16 protein-coding genes and 1 pseudogene are annotated in these 17070 nt (G+C 58.8%); 8 read left to right on the forward strand and 9 right to left on the reverse strand.

Annotated elements, in window-relative coordinates; all coding sequences use genetic code 11:
• The first annotated feature begins 161 nt into the window (after positions 1-161).
• Genes ACLB1Z_RS11850 through ACLB1Z_RS11860 form a run of 3 tightly spaced genes read left to right on the forward strand, consistent with a single transcriptional unit; the run spans position 162 to position 1776 of the window.
• Complete coding sequence (locus ACLB1Z_RS11850; RefSeq protein WP_409560038.1) at positions 162-575, forward strand: GNAT family N-acetyltransferase; 414 nt, start codon at positions 162-164, stop codon at positions 573-575.
• Positions 576-585: 10 nt separating this feature from the next.
• Entirely contained in the window at positions 586-1023 is a 438-nt protein-coding gene (locus ACLB1Z_RS11855; RefSeq protein WP_409560039.1) for a GFA family protein, read from the forward strand.
• Between the two features lie 24 nt (positions 1024-1047).
• Positions 1048-1776, forward strand: a complete 729-nt coding sequence (locus ACLB1Z_RS11860) for an NAD-dependent epimerase/dehydratase family protein (RefSeq protein WP_409560040.1) — start codon at positions 1048-1050, stop codon at positions 1774-1776.
• A 632-nt stretch (positions 1777-2408) separates the two neighbouring features.
• Here the strand turns inward: ACLB1Z_RS11860 and ACLB1Z_RS11865 are convergent.
• From ACLB1Z_RS11865 to ACLB1Z_RS11875, 3 genes and pseudogenes are all read right to left on the reverse strand, one after another.
• Positions 2409-3899 (reverse strand): hypothetical protein, encoded by a 1491-nt coding sequence (locus ACLB1Z_RS11865; RefSeq protein ID WP_409560041.1) that lies wholly within the window; start codon positions 3897-3899, stop codon positions 2409-2411.
• A 224-nt stretch (positions 3900-4123) separates the two neighbouring features.
• Positions 4124-4712 (reverse strand): annotated as a pseudogene (locus ACLB1Z_RS11870) (DUF2585 domain-containing protein).
• A gap of 207 nt (positions 4713-4919) precedes the next feature.
• Complete coding sequence (locus tag ACLB1Z_RS11875) at positions 4920-5210, reverse strand: LysR substrate-binding domain-containing protein (protein ID WP_409563269.1); 291 nt, start codon at positions 5208-5210, stop codon at positions 4920-4922.
• Between the two features lie 426 nt (positions 5211-5636).
• On the opposite strand from ACLB1Z_RS11875, the gene ACLB1Z_RS11880 reads away from it, so the two are divergent.
• Complete coding sequence (locus ACLB1Z_RS11880) at positions 5637-5783, forward strand: hypothetical protein (RefSeq protein ID WP_409560042.1); 147 nt, start codon at positions 5637-5639, stop codon at positions 5781-5783.
• A 171-nt stretch (positions 5784-5954) separates the two neighbouring features.
• Here ACLB1Z_RS11880 and ACLB1Z_RS11885 read toward each other — a convergent pair whose 3' ends face one another.
• Both ACLB1Z_RS11885 and ACLB1Z_RS11890 read right to left on the reverse strand, forming a co-directional pair.
• A complete protein-coding gene (locus ACLB1Z_RS11885; RefSeq protein ID WP_409560043.1) occupies positions 5955-6845 on the reverse strand; it encodes a hypothetical protein in 891 nt (296 codons plus the stop codon).
• 431 nt (positions 6846-7276) lie between these two features.
• Positions 7277-7726, reverse strand: coding sequence for a hypothetical protein (locus tag ACLB1Z_RS11890; RefSeq protein ID WP_409560044.1), 450 nt, complete (start codon positions 7724-7726; stop codon positions 7277-7279).
• 254 nt (positions 7727-7980) lie between these two features.
• Between ACLB1Z_RS11890 and ACLB1Z_RS11895 the strand changes: the two genes are divergently transcribed.
• The 3 genes from ACLB1Z_RS11895 (at position 7981) to msrA (ending at position 10141) form a co-directional block, all read left to right on the forward strand.
• Positions 7981-8463 carry a hypothetical protein gene (locus tag ACLB1Z_RS11895; RefSeq protein ID WP_409560045.1) on the forward strand — a complete coding sequence of 161 codons (483 nt, stop codon included), beginning with the start codon at positions 7981-7983 and terminating at the stop codon, positions 8461-8463.
• 210 nt (positions 8464-8673) lie between these two features.
• Complete coding sequence (locus tag ACLB1Z_RS11900) at positions 8674-9222, forward strand: YSC84-related protein (RefSeq protein ID WP_409560046.1); 549 nt, start codon at positions 8674-8676, stop codon at positions 9220-9222.
• A gap of 175 nt (positions 9223-9397) precedes the next feature.
• Entirely contained in the window at positions 9398-10141 is a 744-nt protein-coding gene (gene msrA / locus ACLB1Z_RS11905) for a peptide-methionine (S)-S-oxide reductase MsrA (RefSeq protein WP_409560047.1), read from the forward strand.
• 23 nt (positions 10142-10164) lie between these two features.
• On the opposite strand, the gene ACLB1Z_RS11910 is transcribed toward msrA, so the two are convergent.
• The 4 genes from ACLB1Z_RS11910 to ACLB1Z_RS11925 all read right to left on the reverse strand — a co-directional run bounded on the left by ACLB1Z_RS11910 (position 10165) and on the right by ACLB1Z_RS11925 (position 16204).
• A complete protein-coding gene (locus ACLB1Z_RS11910; RefSeq protein ID WP_409560048.1) occupies positions 10165-10557 on the reverse strand; it encodes an ester cyclase in 393 nt (130 codons plus the stop codon).
• A gap of 13 nt (positions 10558-10570) precedes the next feature.
• The gene (locus ACLB1Z_RS11915; RefSeq protein WP_013947930.1) at positions 10571-11749 is read right to left on the reverse strand and encodes a decarboxylase; all 1179 of its coding nucleotides are present in this window, start codon (positions 11747-11749) and stop codon (positions 10571-10573) included.
• A 277-nt stretch (positions 11750-12026) separates the two neighbouring features.
• Positions 12027-14366 (reverse strand): DUF4384 domain-containing protein, encoded by a 2340-nt coding sequence (locus tag ACLB1Z_RS11920; protein WP_409560049.1) that lies wholly within the window; start codon positions 14364-14366, stop codon positions 12027-12029.
• Between the two features lie 578 nt (positions 14367-14944).
• Positions 14945-16204, reverse strand: coding sequence for a threonine ammonia-lyase (locus tag ACLB1Z_RS11925; protein ID WP_409560050.1), 1260 nt, complete (start codon positions 16202-16204; stop codon positions 14945-14947).
• A 152-nt stretch (positions 16205-16356) separates the two neighbouring features.
• Between ACLB1Z_RS11925 and ACLB1Z_RS11930 the strand changes: the two genes are divergently transcribed.
• The gene (locus ACLB1Z_RS11930) at positions 16357-17037 is read left to right on the forward strand and encodes a hypothetical protein (RefSeq protein WP_409560051.1); all 681 of its coding nucleotides are present in this window, start codon (positions 16357-16359) and stop codon (positions 17035-17037) included.
• Positions 17038-17070 lie beyond the last annotated feature (33 nt).

The raw sequence follows: 17070 nt of genomic DNA on the forward strand, positions 1-17070 counted from the left end.
GCCTTTGATAACATGTTCGTGCTCTGATATATAGCAGTCCGCATTTGGTCGCCAGCGCATTTGCGACGCATTTTCAGCAAAGGATTTGCAATGTTTGTCGTTCGCGAAGACAATTTAACCGGAGAACAGACCCGCGATCTTCTTCTCTGCACCTAACCGGAATGTGCGCCAGCTCCCCGCCGGGAAGCGTCTTCGCACTCGACTTATCCGGTCTGCGCGTCCCCGAAGTTGCCGTGTGGTCGGCATGGACGAATGAGAGGATCGCGGCGTTTGGCGCGCTAAAAATGATGCCGGACGGTAATGGAGAGGTGAAATCGATGCGTACCCATCCGGACTTCCTCCGAAAGGGAGCCGCGACCGCCGTTCTCGAACGTATCATCTCTGCGGCTCGGGTTCGCGGCGCCCGTCGACTTAGCCTGGAGACTGGGAGCGGGCAGCTCTTCGACCCAGCGCTCGCCTTGTATCGTCGTCACGGCTTCCATAAAGGGCCGCCGTTCTCGACCTATCAGCCGACGGCATTCAACCAGTTCCTGCATCTTGATATGACGCCGGCCATGCTCGGCTTGCCCTCGTAGTTGAAATCAGATGGAAACTGCCAAGAGCGAAATTCCGCAAATACACCTCGGCCAATGTCACTGTGGTGAGGTGAGATTCGAAGTTAAATTAAGCGACGGCTTCAAGACGATCCGTCGGTGCACATGCTCTTATTGCCGGATGCGCGGCGCCGTCGCAGTTTCGGCCGAGCTTGGAGACATCAACTTTCTCCGTGGCGAGAACTCGTTAACGAGCTACCGCTTCAACACCGGAACGGCACAACATTTCTTCTGCTCGCGTTGCGGCATCTATACTCACCATCAGCGCCGTTCCAACCAAGCACAATACGGTGTCAACGTTGCGTGTCTGGAAGGAATAAGTCCCTTCGACTTCCATGAGGTGCCCGTGGTCGATGGCGTGCGGCACAGCAGCGACACCGGCCGCCCCGCGCAGCTTGCGGGCACGCTGCGCTTCGAGCCCGCCGAATGAAGAACATCCTGCCGGAATCGTGTCGTGGCTAGAGCACTTTTTCTTGCCGGGGCGACCGGCGTTATCGGTCGGCGGCTCACCCCACTGCTTGTCGCCGAGGGTTGGCGCGTCATAGGCATGACGCGCTCGCACGAAAAAGCCGACGCACTACGAGCACTCGGCGCCGAGGCCGTAATTGTCGACGTATTCGATGCACCCTCGTTGATCGCCGCAGTCGCGCAAATTAAGCCCGAGGTCGTCGTGCATCAATTGACTGATCTGCCGTCGGGGCTCGATCCGGCGAAGATGGTCGAGGCGACGACGCGCAACGCCAGGATACGCGACGAAGGAACCCGCAACCTAGTGGAAGCGGCGACGCGCGCGGGGGCTCGGCGTTTCATCGCCCAGAGCGTTGCCTTCGCCTATGCTGAAGGCCCGACGCCCCACAAGGAAGAGGATGCTCTGGCGGTGAAGACGGAGGGCCGGGCGGGCATCTCGGCGCGTGGCGTCGCGAGCCTCGAGGCGCAAACCTTGGCTGCACCTCTTGACGGCGCGGCGTTGCGATACGGACGGCTCTACGGACCAGGCACGGGTTTTGAAACGCCTGCCGGTCCGGCGCCGCTCCATGTCGATGCGGCTGCCAAAGCAGCGCTCATGGTTCTCACGCATGGCGCGCGGGGCATCTATAATTTCGCAGAAGACGACGGCGCAGTGAGCAGCGAGAAGGCCAAGCGGGAATTGAGTTGGTCATCCACCTGGAGGAGCGCCTTCTAAGAGTCTCCTCGCAATCGTCGAGCTCTCAGCCTTTATCAGCTTCGCGACACGCGCTCGGCGGTCGCTAAAACTCCAAAGCGCTATTCCATGACCACAGCGTGATCGCTGATATTCTTCGGAGAACAACCTGGCGCGACCGTTTTGGCTGGCGGTGTAATCATGCTGATCGAGGTTTCTTGGTATCTCTTGCCCGCCCTTCGTATGCCGGCCGCCTGGGGTTTACGGGCGGAGTAACTGTAGTCCCACGGGCATTCCTTCTGAACCTCGGGCTTGGCGTGACCAACTAGGTTTGCCCTGTCCTCGCAGACACGCACTTTTGTAGGGCATAAATTCATTTAATCTTTGCACGTATCAAGGTGTTGACAAACGTGTTGACAAGCCGACAAATCCTCAACCGAGAAATATCTTTTTAACTGTTGTATTTCAATATTTTATTGCGATAAAATCAGCTGCAGATTTGGCGGTATGGGGTCATAGGTTCAATCCCTATACCGCCCACCATCCCACTGAAATCGTTGAATTTCTTCCGCTTGGCGCGGTGCCCCCTGACTTGCGCAAAGTTGTAGGCAAGGCCGCCCGGTCAAAGTATCTCGGTGGAAGGAACGTGAATTACCGAAAGCGCTTATCTATTGTCACTTCGGAGTGATCGGTGCGCCGCCCGGTCCAGGCGTCCCAAACACGCTCACACTGTCGATGGCCTTGCGCTGCAGCCGCGTCCAATCAGCGAGTTGTCCGCAAAGCGAGGGGCGCGGAGACGGGGCGTCCTTTGCACAGCGGAGCGAGACGAAATTCTGCAAGCCCATTGCAAGCTGCAGGGAATAATCGCTCGAATAGAGCTGAGTATCACTGAAGACCGCGCCGCCCGGGACGTTGCCGAAGTACATCATGCGAAGGCCCTGCGCCGTTTCGGGATGCTTTTCTGCGTCGAGCCCGAGGACAGCTCCATTAGGCGCAAATTCCGCGAGGATAGGCACCATCGGAAAGCCGGCTGTCTGATGGCAGCCCATGCACGAACTTTTCGGATTATCGACCGGGCCAGCGAGACGACCGCCGAAGCCCAGATGATTGAAGCTCAGCGGCGCAGTTGCCAGATCCTTGACGGCTTGACGATTGATCCACTGTTCGGTGAGTGGTTCATAATTGCACGGTCCGTTCGGCCCTTTGCACGTTTCGGCGTAGGTGACCTTAGGATTGTTGCCCCACTGCAGGCCGAGCGGCGTCATGCGGGTCCAAGGTGTTTCGCCTTTGGCGTTCCCGTCATAGCCATAAGTTCCAAGCAACCAGCCCGTAGGGCTGCGCTCGTCGCGCACTTGCAGGTCGATCTGAATAAGGCGCACCTTGCCAATACGACGCTCGTACCGTGACAACGGCCCTTCGTTGCGAAAGCGCGGGCTTTTGTTGACGAAGATATCGGCATCCCACTCCAGTGCGCCTTTCACCGTCGGCAATTCTGCTTCGGTCACTGTCGAAAACAGAAGTTTGATGACAAACGCGCCATCCGGCATGCTGTTCAAACCTGTCGGATCAGGATTGAGCGCGCCGGGCTTGGGATCGTCAGGATCGCAATAGACTTGGCCTAATGCGAATGCGTATCGATCGTTGACGTAAGCCTGAGCCCACGTGTCGACAAACTCAAGCTGCCGTTCACCGAAGGTGTTGCCGGCAGAGTCGAATTCATGAGTTAATCCGTGCACGAATTCGCGGCCGTCGGTCCCCGGCCAGTCGGAAGCGACTTCGGTGTTCCAATCCATCCACGGCGAGCCGTACCATTTACGGATTTTATTGTCTTCGACGTAGAAGTCGGCCGCGACGTTGCCTTCCAGGCCGTAGTCCAGGAGCGCGCGCAGATAGGCCACTGGATCTACCGGACCGCCATCTTTAAACGGAATTTTTAGCCAGGGATATTCTTCCTTCGCCGGAAGCTCCGAGGGATAATCTTGGCTGAGCTTGTAAACGCGACCCTTGTAGCTCGACGGAGGATCGCCGCCGTTGCCCTGAAGGTAATAGTCCTTGAACGTGCCCCGACGACAATTCTTCTGCGCGAGCGAGTTGCGCAGCGAGTCGCTGGTCGCAGAAGCAGGCGTGGATAACACTCCCTCGCTCGCGCACGTCAATGCGACCATGGCGGTTATTGCCGATAAACGAGCGAGCATTTGCATTACCAAAACAATCCTTGTGCGATTCATGCGTGCGCTGATCATTAGGCGGCGCGGCTGCGAATCGTAATGGATGTTTTTCTAAAATATACTCTAAGCCATCAGGTAGCTTGGGAACGGGGTTAGAAAAGCGTAAAGGCTAGGCCCGCCGCACGCGGGATACATGTTCATCTCGACCGCGCTTGCGCGCGTCATCGAGGCGCTGCTGCCTGCCACGCTTTGATCGCGTCGATCGGGTGAATCAGCATGATGATGTTAAGAACCAGATTGTCCCTGATGGCGTAGGCCATAAGCGCTTCGCTGGCGATGCCCAGCAAGACTGGTCACCGCAACCGGCAAGCGGGCGGCAATGGCGAAACCGATGGCCATGGCCGCGATGTCGGACATGGAGTTGACGATGCTGTCGCCATAATAATCAAATGAAAATGTCGCTGTTCGATAGCGATCGATGATGAAGGATGAGTTTTCCAAAACCTCCCAAAGCGATTCAACCGCGACGGCCGCAAGGAATCGTTGCGGTATGCTCCAGCGCGGCACGACAAGCCACAGCACAAAATAGAAAAGATAGCCGTGGACAATGTGCGTGAAGGTATACCAATCGGTCAGGCGTTGCGAATTCTCCGAGCTTTGGACTGCCCCGTGCCAAAGCTTGATCGTGCCGCACGTGCAAATCGGCACACGGCCCATGGCGTATTCAGCGACCGCTGCGCCAAGCACAATCAGAAGAGCAAAACCATATAGCGGTAGCGCCGACACGCGCGTAGAGCTTCCAAAGGCCATCCACGTTCCTCCCCACCCCAATTGCGCTTAGCGCTCCTCTTGGCCTTCGTCTACGCCCAGGCATGACGAAAGCGGTCTTCGTCAACGAGCGGGCCTGCTCCGCTACACGTCGCGATCACTGACGAATTTGCAGTCGACTTCCGCTAATGGGATGAAGCCACTCGATGTCTGCGGTTGCGAAGCGGTACCGGATCATTTGACATCGCTTTAGACGTGGCTCTCGTTGATGCGCGAGACAATGTCGCTGAGCCGCGAAAGAAAGAGCTGCAAAACCGGCGAGCGGTTGGCCTTGTTGTAGCCGACCACGAGATCGATCATTTCGCCTTCGCCTTCGATCGGACGGCTGGTCACGGATGACCAGGTCAAGAAGTCCTTCGCATATCTTGGTAGTAGCGTTACCGCCCGAGTGGACGCCACCAACGACATCGCCATCCCAAGATTGTCGATCTTCTGTTCGCTTTTGATGGATAGCCCGTGCTTGGCGAAGAAATCGTCCATCACTTGGCGAACACCGGCGGGCGATTGAGCTAGATCAAATTATTACTGCTCAGTGTAAATACAATCACCTTTGCCTGAGATCCCTCGCTCGGGCCAAGATGCTCCGCTCCCCCCGTGCGAGCATCCGAGCGGCGCCAAGTGAGCCTCCCCCGGTCTTCACAAACCTTGGCGCCGCTCCAACTCCTTCAGCATTTTCGATGCGAATACTCGCTGGTCCGCCGATCGCCTACGAGCAGACTGATCCGCCTCTTCCGCCAGGGGCAAAAAGCAGACCGTCAGAACGTGATTCAAATAGGCCCAGTACGCACGAACGCACTTTGAAAAACAACGCATACGAACGAATTCGCATCGTGACGTTGACTCTCCTCGATGCTCGCGAGACGAAAAGAAATTGAAAAAAGCGTCTTTCCAGGTGGGAGACACGCCATGAAAGCTGTTCTCGGAACCGTTGGCCTTACATTTGTTTTTGGCATCTCGCCAGCTTCGTCACAGCAGATTACCGGCACACCCGGTTCACCCAACACCACCACGACAGGCTTCCCTTCCGATTTACCGGCAGAATTGACAAGCTGACCTACAAAATTGGACCGGAGCAGTTGTCCGAAGAGGACCACAAGACGATGGAAGAGCAAAATGCGAAGGCGAAGGATTAGGGTCCCTCCCCGATCTTTGCCGCTGTCGGCGTAGGTATGAGGAGTTGGGGGCGTTAAGCCCCCCCGATCGAGCGCAAAAGTCGTTCTTGCGCTAGAAATGCAGCGTTGTGCCGACGACAGGGCCCTGTTGAAGCACATTGTATTCATATCTCGATGTCCCAGAGCCCTGCGAGTAGTCAACCGAAAGGGCTCTGTATCCGACGTAGCCGTCAAGGACATGACCATCGAGAATGCACATCTGCCAATTGTAAGTCGCAAGCACCTGCCAAGAGAAATCACTGCCCACGCCGAAGCCACCGAAATCCGCACGAACGTCGAGTTCCTCTCCGGGGCCGATCTTGTTCCGAAGACGCCCTCCGACGAACGGATCAACCCAGTTGACCGAACCTGATTTTGCAAACCAACGGCCATTTTCAAACTCGAGGCCGGCAACATTCAGGGTCGTCACGGAATCGGCGGAAACCACGCTGTCCTGATGCCAATAGCGAGCGCCGGCCAACACGTCGAATGCGGAGGTTCCCATAAGCACAGGATTGCGACCCTGCCAAATCTCATAAGCGCCACCGGCCTCGACCGTCACTTGCGTGTAATCAGCTGAGATATTGCCTGAGAACGTGGCGTGCTCCCCGTCCTTCGCGAAACCTTTCGAACCGCTGAAGCTCGCATAAACGATATCGTTGAAGAGTCCGACCGGGCCGCGGCGAGCTTCGGCATAGCTCATCCACGCTGGTAGTGTAGACCAGTCCAAATGCCCCAACAGATCGCTCGGGTCGACACTGACGTCGAACGACCGCCCTTTGATCACCGTATTACCTGATAGCCAAGGAATCCAGCCGTAGGTCGTGAAGATGACGGACCAATTTCCGTCCTCAGTTGTCGGCGAAGATCCATGCGATAGCTCCGCACCACCAGCCGAAACAGCCGATCCAACGACAGTGCAGGAAGCAATAATTAGTACCGCGGCTTTGAGGCGATGTTTCATCTGGAAGCCCTCATGAAGAGCGTGGTCCCGCGACTCGAATTTAGCACCAGTTTCCATTGTTGGCCGTGACCGTGAGACAACATAAATCCGTCGACTGCTTATTTTGTTTTGAACCGAATTTATGATCCGAAGAGGAAGTTATTGTGCGCTTCCTTGGGGGCGAGCTCTTCGGGAGGCAAACGAAAGTCTCGAGAATGAGCAGGATCACGGCAGTTCCAGAGCTCGTCACGGCAATCATCCTATCTCGGCGGCCTGATGCACTGAAACTCATTGCGGATCTGGTCTGCGGCTGCAGCGCTCATCGAATTTGGGCGCGTGCGGACGGTATTGGGATCGGTTAATGGGCACGCAGGTAGGCTATGCGCTCACATATCGACTGCAATCGGCAATCCCAAACGTGCTCGCGGTGAAAACGTCTTAGACCACGGCCGTCAACACCGCTTTGAGCAATTCTGCGCAGTGCTGCGACCTGAGTCCTGAAAATAACTCGGCCTATATCGTCGAAAGAGCGCACGATTGGCGAAGGCCCATGCACGGATGAGGCGAGCACGGACTTGATTTGCGGGAATATTCGCCCGCTGAAGAATTTGCTCGGCATTCTCCATCCATGGTTGAAGATCAGGGTCGTTATCGACGACATCGGCCAAAGCCGCTTCCGCGGCATCTGGAGCGGCAACTACCTGCCCAGGTTCCTGTTCTTGAAAATCGATGTCTCCAAAGCGACGAACGCGTTGGCTAACGTTCACGAGCGCGGTCGAAAGGTCCCAGACGGCGCGCCTAAAGAAGAGCAGCAAAAGCAAAACGACGAGCGGCCAAGAAAGAGAATTTGCGCCTGCAAATAGACGGCTGAAAAAATCCAAAATGGCATCGATAGATTGCATCGACCTCTCCGCGAAACTCTACCGACACCTCAGCAGTCGCGCGTAAGGAGCGAAACAACAACACGGGGATTTCAACAGTCAAACTTGAGATGAGGTGGCGCTGGAGAACAGCAATTCAATCTCCTTTCCAAATTGGTTCAATTGGACCAATGCGTTGGATTTATAGGTCTGAACTATCGATCTTTGGTTCATGGCCGGAGCGACGCCGCAGGGTGTGACCGTTCCGGGAGACGAACGAAAGAAGGAATAGTCTCATGGCTTTCGCATCCCTATTGAACGATCGCTTCCCTCGCCAAGCCGAGGTTTGGCTCCCTCAAAGGCCCCGCCCGGTCACCGCCTCGCATGTGCCGACGGCCGAAGCCGTGCCGAGCTATGACCTCTCCGTGCATCCGGCACCTGTCGTCATCGGCCTCGCCTCCTGCGCCTGGTTCCTGGTTTTGAGCTGGACGTGTTTTGGCGCGTTCGACCTCCGTACCGGTCTGGCTGTTGCCATCGTGACGATCATCTCGGCGATGTATCTCGGCGGTATTACTCTCGGCGCCTATAATTCCAACAGCGCCGCGAATGACCGCGCGGCCGGGCAGCGTCGCAGCTTCCGCCAGTTTCTCCACGGCCGAGTCGACATCGCGACGGGCCTCGTGAGCGGACGCGAGGCCATGCTTCAGATCGCGCTCCTTCCGGTCAGTCTGGCTGTCGGTGCAACAGCTATGGCGCTGATTTGGCTGACGATCCGATAGCCTTCCATCCCAAGGACGCGGGCCTCATCGTATGGTGGCCCGCCCTTCCCCCAATACTCGCCTCGCCGGAAAATCAGCATCCGGCATTTGTGTTTGCTGCCGAACACCGTTAATCGCCGACTTAATCCGCGGGCCGAATTTTTGGCCTGCAAGCGAAATTCGGCCATGAAGCGCAGGCAAGCGTCGGTCGGGGCACGAGGGAGACACAAAATGTTCATCAGACACCTTAGCGTGGCGCTTGTCGCGTGGTTCGCGCTCGTCGCAGCGTCGCCGGCAAGCCGCGCAGAATCGGGACCAGAGATCGATGCCGGCGTGCATGAGACCATGCAGCGATTTTTCCGCCAGGTCGGCGGCGCGCGCGAGCTAGCGCACAAGGCTGTCGGTATTTTGGTGTTTCCGTCCGTCGTGAAGGCGGGCTTCGGCATCGGCGGAGAATATGGCGAAGGCGCGCTGCTGATCGGCGGGCGCACCGCCGGTTATTACAATACCGTTTCGGGCTCGTTCGGCTTTCAGATCGGTGTGCAGGCGCGATCGGTCATCATCGCGTTCATGACACCCGAGGCGCTGCGCCAGTTTCGCAAAACCGCGGGATGGAAGGTCGGCGCAGACGCTTCAGTGGCAATCATCACGGTCGGCGTCGGCGGATCAATCGACACCAACAAGATCACGAGCCCGGTCGTCGGCTTCATCCTCGACCCCAAGGGGCTCATGTATAATTTGACGCTCGAAGGGTCGAAGATCTCGCGCATATCGCGCTAACGCAATTTATCTCGCGTCGCCTCGGCCGCTTTCTAAAGCCGCCGAGGCGCATTCCGCGTGCAAGCGGTAAGGTTCAACAAGACGTTACCGCGGACGCTCGCGTAACGGATTGCGCACGGCAGACGTAGGCATTGGAGTGTGCGGAAGCACACGACCAATCCCCCCGGAGACGTCCATGGCAATCCAGTTCAAATCTCTTTTGCGGTCCGACCGCATTTTCTTTTCAATCGTCACCGTTGCGGCCGCCGTCTTTGTTCTGAGTACGGTCGGCGGCGTAGGCGTCGATGCGGAGGAAGGCACGCGCGTGCCGCCGCCCGCCATCGATGAGCCCGCGCCTCAAAGCGCGCATCTTGAAACGGCTGTGCTGGCAGGCGGCTGCTTCTGGGGCGTTCAGGGCGTGTTCCAGCACGTTGCCGGCGTGAAAAACGCGGTCTCCGGATATACCGGCGGCGACGCGCAGGATGCGCACTATCAGATCGTCGGCACGGGCGCGACGGGTCATGCGGAATCCGTGCAAGTGACGTTCGATCCGCAGAAGATCAGCTACGGTAAGCTGCTGCAGATCTATTTCTCGGTGGCGCACGATCCGACCGAACTCAACCGTCAAGGGCCAGATTCAGGCACGCAGTATCGCTCGACGATTTTTCCGATGACGGCGGAACAGGCGAACGTCGCGAAGGCTTACATCGCACAGCTCGATGCCGCGCATATCTTCCCAGACAAAATCGCCACGACGGTGGAGCCCGGCCGCACGTTCTTTCCGGCCGAGAACTATCATCAGAATTTTCTGACGCTGAATCCAAACTATCCGTACATCGTAATCAACGACCTGCCGAAGGTCGCCAATCTGAAGCGGCTGTTCCCGGAGAACTATCGGGCCGAGCCGAAGTTGGTCGCGCTCGCGAAGGCGTCGAACTAAGGTCACGCGATTGCGTAAGAGGCTCAGACTTTGATCTGAGCCTCAATCGCAGCTTTATCTACGACCGACCAGACGTGCTGGATCTTCGCGTTCTGAAATTCGTAGATGACGTTCTCAGTGAACGACACCCTGCGGCCGTTTACGGTGAGCCCGAGAAAACTGCCTTTTGGCGTGCAATCAAAGCCCAGACGGCTTGCAACAAAGGGCGGTTCGCAAACCATCAGCAAAATGTGAAATCGGAGGTCGGGAATTTCCGAGACGTCGCGCTCCAGCATGTCTCGATAGCCGGAAAGTCTCAGCAGCTTGCCGTTGCGCGTGACGTCGTCGGCAACGAATGCAGTTAGCCGGTCCCAGTCCCGATTATTCAGGCACGCAATGTACTCGCGGTAGATATCCGCGATGTTGTCGCTTTCCATGCCTAACCGACTATCAGGCGTTGCGCGCGATCGGTTCGAGATCTTCCGTGTAGATCGAATACATCGGCTCGTCCTGCAGGATGACGTCGATGTATTCGCCGTATCCATTGAAGCGCGTGCCCATGGCGCGGGCATAGGCGCCGAGATTGCCGATCTCGATGTAATCACCTTCGCGCACCGAAGCAGGCAGCATGAACGGCCCCTTCATGTGATCGATGGAATCGCACGTCGGTCCCCAGAACTCGAACGGCTCCAGCGGCTCGTTCGGATCGAGGCCCGGACGAATGAGGCGAACCGGGAAAACGAAGCCCAGATGCGCGCTGTCGAAGAGCGCACCATAAGAACCGTCGTTGATGAAAAGCTGGTTACCCGGTTTGCGCAGATCGACTTTCACGATCAGGCTTTCGGCTTCGGCGACGAGCGCTCGGCCGGGCTCGCAGATCAAGCGGCAATCCTCGGTCACGGGCATCTTCGCCATCGACGCTTTGATGACTTCGATGAAGTCGGACAGCCGCGCGGGCACGCTATCGGTGTAGCGCGACGGGAAACCGCCGCCGATATCGATCGCGTCGACCACGACGCCAGCCTTAACGATGTGCTTCTTCACTTCCTCGAACGCCATCGCGTAGGCGTCGGGCGTCGTCGTCTGCGAGCCGACATGGAAGGTGATACCGAGTTCGTCGGCGACCTGGCGCGCCTTGACGAGCAGGCGCTGCGCCTTCTGGCCGGAGATACCGAACTTGTGCTCCAGCGGCACACGGCTGTTCTTGGCCGGAACCGAGACGCGTACGAACAGCTCAAGGTCTTTCGCGCCGTCCGTCTCTTCGATGATCTTCTGCAGCTCGTCTTCAGTGTCGAGCGCGAAGCATTTGATATCGTAATCGAAGTAGGCGCGGCGAATGGCGTAGCGCGACTTCACCGGATGCATGAAGTGCAGGCGCACGCCGGGGATCGTTGCGGCGTCCTCAAGCTCGGCGACAGAGGCGACGTCGAACTGCTTGATACCCGCACCGTAAAGCGCGCCGAGAAGAAAGACGGAGCTGTTCGCCTTGTAAGCGTAAGCGACCTCGCCCGGAAAGTTGTTGATGAACCACCGAGCGGCACGGCCCGCAGCGTGGGGACGCGCGGCGAAGACCGGAAGATCCGGCTTCATCTCGGTCACCATTTCAAGGGCGGTGGCAAACTTCTCCATCGCGAAAGAACCTCCTGAGGAAGCGCTATCCGGTTTCGCGCGCGGCAGCCGAGCGATGTCGGCTCTGGACACAATGTTGAAGGGGTGCATTTAGGTACCTCGGCTCCCTCTGTAAAGCCTTTCCGAACCCAAACGCTTTTTAGGGTTGTCGGATTCTCTCCCGAACGCGAGTGGCGGGATGCGATTGGCCTACGGAGCGATGCGTTTCGGCACCTACCGTTTGCGACAGTTTTATGAAGCGCCTTGTTTTCAGGCATTTGGCGCCGCGTTCGAGACGTCAGCGAAGGCCGAGGATGAGGACTGCGCGGCCGTCGCGTAGTGGCCGATCCGTCACGATGTCGGGCCGCGGTGGCTCGATGCGCTCGCCCTGAGCTTCGCGGCGGCTGATGGCGCCAGCCCGGGCGATACGGGCGCGCTCGGCCTTTTCCGGGTTGGCGCGCATCTCCCAGTCGGTGACGAGCGTGTCGCGAATGAAGTTTTCCCAGTTACCGAGTACCGTGAAGCGCTGATGCACGAAGTCGTGCTCAATGCCGACCGGCGGCGTAGCGCTGGTCGAGCAGCGACCTAGAATCGTCTCGCTGCCCGCTGCTTTATAGCGAAGCTGGAACGGTGCATCGGCCGGCGGGACGCTCACTGGCTTTCCGGCCTTGATCAGATTGTCGTGCTGGAAATCGCTCGGAAACAGCACGGTCCCAACGCCCTCGGCATCGACGCTGATGATTGTCAGGTAGCAGTCGTTGTCAGCTTCGGCCTTGATCGTCACGAGGTCTCCGGGAACCGGGCGTGGCTTATCGAGCCACATGCTGAGCCCAATGTCTGTCTTTACTTCGCGCAGAAACCCCGCGGATGCCGTCTGCTTCGGCTTGTCTATGCCTTTGAGCAGCGAAAACAGTCGTTCGAGCTGCGCGCGCGACAGCACGCCGTGCAGAAGGCGGCGGGCGAGCGGCGCGGCTTGGCCTTTGGCGTTTGAAAGCTCTTTCAGGAAGTCTGTGCGCTCGAGGCCCGTCTCGGACAGCGCAACCTCAAAATCGGCGCCTTCGCGATAGCGGCGAGCAAGACCCGAAACCATCTCTTCGCCGTGAATTCGAAGGTTGAGATCGACGCCGACCGATTTGGCGGCGGCGCGGAAGCGATCCGTGCCGCCAAGCATCAGGAGCATGTTTTCGCTGTCCGTGCCAAACAGCGGCAGCGCCGTGCGGCGATCGGCTGGCATCGGTGCGGATGAGATATCGACCGGACCAGCAGGCCTGAAATCATCCTTGGCTTTGACCAATCCTTCGGTATGGCACGCAAAGCAATCGGTGCCGGCCGTCGTTGTCGGCTCAACGGCGTTGGCCTCATCGCCCGCGTATGGCTTCTCAATGCCCGGCAGTACCCGATCGATGCGGTTGCCCGACGCATCGTAGAGCGCGAACGCATAAAAGCCGTTGGGTAGCGCGAACAGCGCGCGAACTTCATCCGCCTTGAAGGGCGCCGCGGCGCTGGTTGCGGATTTGGGGCCCAACGGGTGATCGAAAACGTTCTGATCGCCGGTACTGGTTGCAAAGTCGTAGACCAGCCACAGTCCCGCATGATCGCCGGGGTGGCGTTCGATCAAACGATTGCCGCGCGTCACTGCGCTCTCGCGAACGGCAATGCGGCGGACGGATCCAGCACGAATATCGTCGTCGATCTTCGCACCGTTCATGGCGGCAAGAGAGGATAGCTTCTGCGGGATGCCAAGAAGACCGTAATAGAGCGGCGTTTCGCCTGCGGCAGCGGCAAGCCAATCGCCGTTGACGATGACCGCTTTCGTCTGCGCAGTTTTTAAAATGTCCGGCGCGACGGCGTGAACGAGCGCGGGCGGATAGGCGTCTTCGATCATCGCCCAGCGCGCCGCGTCCCAGCCGAAATCCGAAAGCCGGAACGACAGCACCGTTCCAGCCGCATCGAGCGGCGTCAGCCTCACGGGTTCGGGCGCCCAGGAGAGGGCGTTCATCAGCTTGTTCAGTGCGGCCGCATATGCCGCCATTTCGTCCGGTGTCGCGCACGCGTTGTAGAGGTGGGCGAGAGAAATGAAGCGGACGTCCTTGCCCTGCTCGCGTTCCAGACGCTGGGCGTCCCGCATCAGCTTGTCGAGGTCGGTAAGGCTGATCGGCCGTCGCGACGGACACGTTTGAGCGGTATCGGGAAGATCCTTTAGCCAGCGACGAAGGGCGAGAATGTCGTCAGGCTGCGGTTCCGCCGCCGCGTTGGCGCCGATAAAAACATCGAGTGGGGCGTGACGCGTTTCCAGAACGTCGTACAGACGCGAAGCGTCGGGGAAACCTGGCTTCACCAAAATGGAATCGCGCGCCAGATCGTCGATATCGAGAATATTCGCGAGGCCGCCTGACGCCAGCGGGCGTTCAAGCTTGCCCGTCTGATGGCAGCGCGCGCAGTAGGTATCGAGGATGCTATAGGCCTTCGCCGCGAGCGGCTCTTCGGGGCGCGACGGCACGGCAGACGATGCGGGCGACGTGACAGGCGCCGATGCGGCTTGCCGATCCTCCGCCAAGGCACCAAGCGCGCCAAAACAGGCGATACTCAGCAGGCCTGCCAACAGCCGCGCATAAAACATTACGTCTTCGAATTGCACGTCGTCTCTCGTGTTCCGTGTTCCAGTCTCAAGACCGTCTCTGGCCGCCGTATCTTCGCGCATCCCTAGAGCCGAGGCGCGGCTGTAACGTGGCGACCGGCGGTCCGTCTCCCAATCTATTGGAATGCCAAATCGGAGCGCGGGTTTACGCCTTGTTTACAGGCGTAAACAGTTCGTTAATTCGATCGTATAGTGATTAGTCATCGCAAGACTTCAAAATCGACCGCCTCGTAAAAGTCGGTTACAAGAAGCTTACTTCAATAGATTGAAGGCGGGCTTGTGCGATGGATCTCAAGGCAGCCAGTGATCAAAACTCCACGGTCGATCGTTTAACGCGTGCCGGTATGGCGATTTGTTTTCTGGCAAGCTGCGGACTTCTGATTGGCGCGCTCATTTTCAATAAGCTTCAAGACGATACCAAGTTGAAATTTCCGCTCCCCGTCCAGTTCACTTCGAGGTAGCCGCAATATTTTCGATGCCTCGTCAATTTCGATCCGACTCTTCCCCGATCCAACGATCCACTTAGGGCCCTCCGCAAAAGCCGAGGGCCCATCTTTTTGCGCGTTGTTTTCTGACGGTCAGGGCGCTCCGGCGCCGGTCGAACTCTTCACCATCACCGAATAGCCCGCCTCTTTGAGGCCCGTCACGACCAGATCGAGATGGGCGCGATCGCGCGTTTCGATGACAAGGTGAAGCTCGGTGCCTTTCGCCGGAACGTCAGTGAAGACGCGCTGATGATAAACCTCGACGACGTTGGCGCCAACACCACCGATCACGCCCGCGACTTTGGCGAGCTGGCCGGGCCGGTCGGGAAGGTCGATGGCAAGGCGTGACAGGCGGCCGTCACGGGCAAGCTCGCGCGTCAGAACGCTGGCCAGCAGCCGCGTGTCGATGTTGCCGCCGCAGAGAACCAGCCCGATCTTGCGGCCCTTATAAAGCCTGCTCGCGCCGATCAGCGCGGCGAGCCCGGCGGCGCCTGCGCCCTCGACGACCGTCTTCTCGATCGTGATCAGTAGTGACACGGCGCGTTCGAGATCGGCTTCTGAGACGAGCAGAATGTCGTCGACCAGGGCTTCGACAATCTCTTGCGTCAGGCTGCCCGGCGTCTTGACGGCGATGCCTTCCGCGAGGGTATCGCCGCCGACGGGCAACGAGGCATGTTTCACGGCGTTGAGCATTGAGGGGTAGAGCTGCGCCTCGACGCCGATGATCTTGATCTTTGGATTGATCGCCTTCGCGGCGACAGCCATGCCCGAGATCAATCCGCCGCCGCCGATCGGCACGATCAGCACATCGAGGTCTGGCGCGACCGCCAGCATCTCGACCGCAACCGTTCCCTGCCCCGCAATCACGGCCGGATCATTGAACGGATGAACGAAGGCCATGCCGCGTTCGGCCCCATAGGCGACGGCGAAGGCGTAGGATTCTTCCAGCGTCTGACCTTCGAGAATGACTTCGGCCCCATGGCTGCGGGTGTTCTCGACCTTGATGGTGGGCGTCGAAGCCGGCATCACGATTGTTGCCGGGATGCCGAGACGGTGGGCGTGATAGGCCACACCCTGGGCGTGATTTCCGGCCGACATGGCGATCACGCCATTTTGCCGCTCGACGTCCGACAGCGACAGGAGCTTGTTTAAGGCCCCCCTCTCCTTGTAGGACGCGGTGAACTGCAAGTTCTCGAACTTCAGCCAGATTTCGGCGTTGAGAAGGGTGCTGAGGGTTCGGCTCGGCTCGAAGCGCGTCGGAACGACGGCCCCGCGGATAGCCTCTGCCGCGCGGACCACATCGCCATAGGTTACGGATAGGGGCCGGGAATCAAGTTTCGCCAAATTTGTCATTATCGTCCGGGAGGTTTAATGAAGGTCTTTCCTTAGCATATTGCTCGGCAGCGCGGCGCTACCAGCTTTTGGCCCGTTGCCATTCAGCATTTGCTCAGGCCCGTGCATCTACCGGCGATAACTTCCACCGATTCGCCGTCCGGAGAACCTAAATGGCCCGTCTGCCCCTGAAGTCGATTGCCGCGGTGGCGGCCCTGCTTGTGGGCTTTGCCCTGCCTGCAAGTGCGCAGACGTTCGAATACACGCCCTACAGGGGTGTCAACAATACCGGCGGCCAGCCGACCGACCCGCCGCCGGACAGCTACACGCCGAACCATCAGAGTTCGCCTCCCGGCGTCGGAGGTGCGGCGGCGCCTCCCTACCAAGCTGGCGAATCTGATGCCTATCAGAGCAGCGGCAATGCGCCCGCGCCTACCGGTGACGCCTATTCGTCTCCGCGGGGCCACTACTCACCCTCCCAAGACGTCTTTTCGCCTGCCCAGAACGGTGGTGGATCGCCTTCACCGTCAGTTCAACCGCCGCGCGGCGTGGGCGGACCGCCGATTCAAGATGTCGGCACCATGCCGCGGATCGAAGTCCAAGCCTCGGCCCCCGACGACGGTGTGCCCTTGAGCGTTCGGCAGGATGATGCCCGTCGGGCTGCAATCCAGGGCTGGCGCAGCAAGGTTGCCGACCGTTATGGCCCGGAATTCTCCGAGTGGCGTTCTGCCGTGGGAAAGAACGTCGATTGCCACAAGGACCGGCGCAACGGCGTCATCTGCATCGCGAGCGCCCAGCCGGTGCGCGGATTTGACCGCAGTAACCCGTGGGCCGCTCAGAATCGCCGCTACTAGCGGTCTCTTCGCAATATCGTCGCGCAGACGCCG

The sequence above is a fragment of the Hyphomicrobium sp. MC8b genome, from assembly GCF_905067615.1.
Classification (GTDB): Bacteria; Pseudomonadota; Alphaproteobacteria; order Rhizobiales; family Hyphomicrobiaceae; genus Hyphomicrobium_B.

Excerpts from the sequence above, each read along its gene's own strand:
- ACLB1Z_RS11855 (WP_409560039.1), top strand. The coding sequence starts at position 586 with ATGGAAACTGCCAAGAGCGAAATTCCGCAAATACACCTCGGCCAATGT.
- ACLB1Z_RS11885 (WP_409560043.1), bottom strand. The coding sequence starts at position 6,845 with ATGAAACATCGCCTCAAAGCCGCGGTACTAATTATTGCTTCCTGCACT.
- ACLB1Z_RS11915 (WP_013947930.1), bottom strand. The coding sequence starts at position 11,749 with ATGGAGAAGTTTGCCACCGCCCTTGAAATGGTGACCGAGATGAAGCCG.
- ACLB1Z_RS11910 (WP_409560048.1), bottom strand. The coding sequence starts at position 10,557 with ATGGAAAGCGACAACATCGCGGATATCTACCGCGAGTACATTGCGTGC.
- ACLB1Z_RS11875 (WP_409563269.1), bottom strand. The coding sequence starts at position 5,210 with ATGGACGATTTCTTCGCCAAGCACGGGCTATCCATCAAAAGCGAACAG.
- ACLB1Z_RS11880 (WP_409560042.1), top strand. The coding sequence starts at position 5,637 with ATGAAAGCTGTTCTCGGAACCGTTGGCCTTACATTTGTTTTTGGCATC.
- ACLB1Z_RS11850 (WP_409560038.1), top strand. The coding sequence starts at position 162 with ATGTGCGCCAGCTCCCCGCCGGGAAGCGTCTTCGCACTCGACTTATCC.
- ACLB1Z_RS11930 (WP_409560051.1), top strand. The coding sequence starts at position 16,357 with ATGGCCCGTCTGCCCCTGAAGTCGATTGCCGCGGTGGCGGCCCTGCTT.
- ACLB1Z_RS11890 (WP_409560044.1), bottom strand. The coding sequence starts at position 7,726 with ATGCAATCTATCGATGCCATTTTGGATTTTTTCAGCCGTCTATTTGCA.
- ACLB1Z_RS11900 (WP_409560046.1), top strand. The coding sequence starts at position 8,674 with ATGTTCATCAGACACCTTAGCGTGGCGCTTGTCGCGTGGTTCGCGCTC.
- ACLB1Z_RS11895 (WP_409560045.1), top strand. The coding sequence starts at position 7,981 with ATGGCTTTCGCATCCCTATTGAACGATCGCTTCCCTCGCCAAGCCGAG.
- ACLB1Z_RS11925 (WP_409560050.1), bottom strand. The coding sequence starts at position 16,204 with ATGACAAATTTGGCGAAACTTGATTCCCGGCCCCTATCCGTAACCTAT.
- msrA (WP_409560047.1), top strand. The coding sequence starts at position 9,398 with ATGGCAATCCAGTTCAAATCTCTTTTGCGGTCCGACCGCATTTTCTTT.
- ACLB1Z_RS11865 (WP_409560041.1), bottom strand. The coding sequence starts at position 3,899 with ATGGTCGCATTGACGTGCGCGAGCGAGGGAGTGTTATCCACGCCTGCT.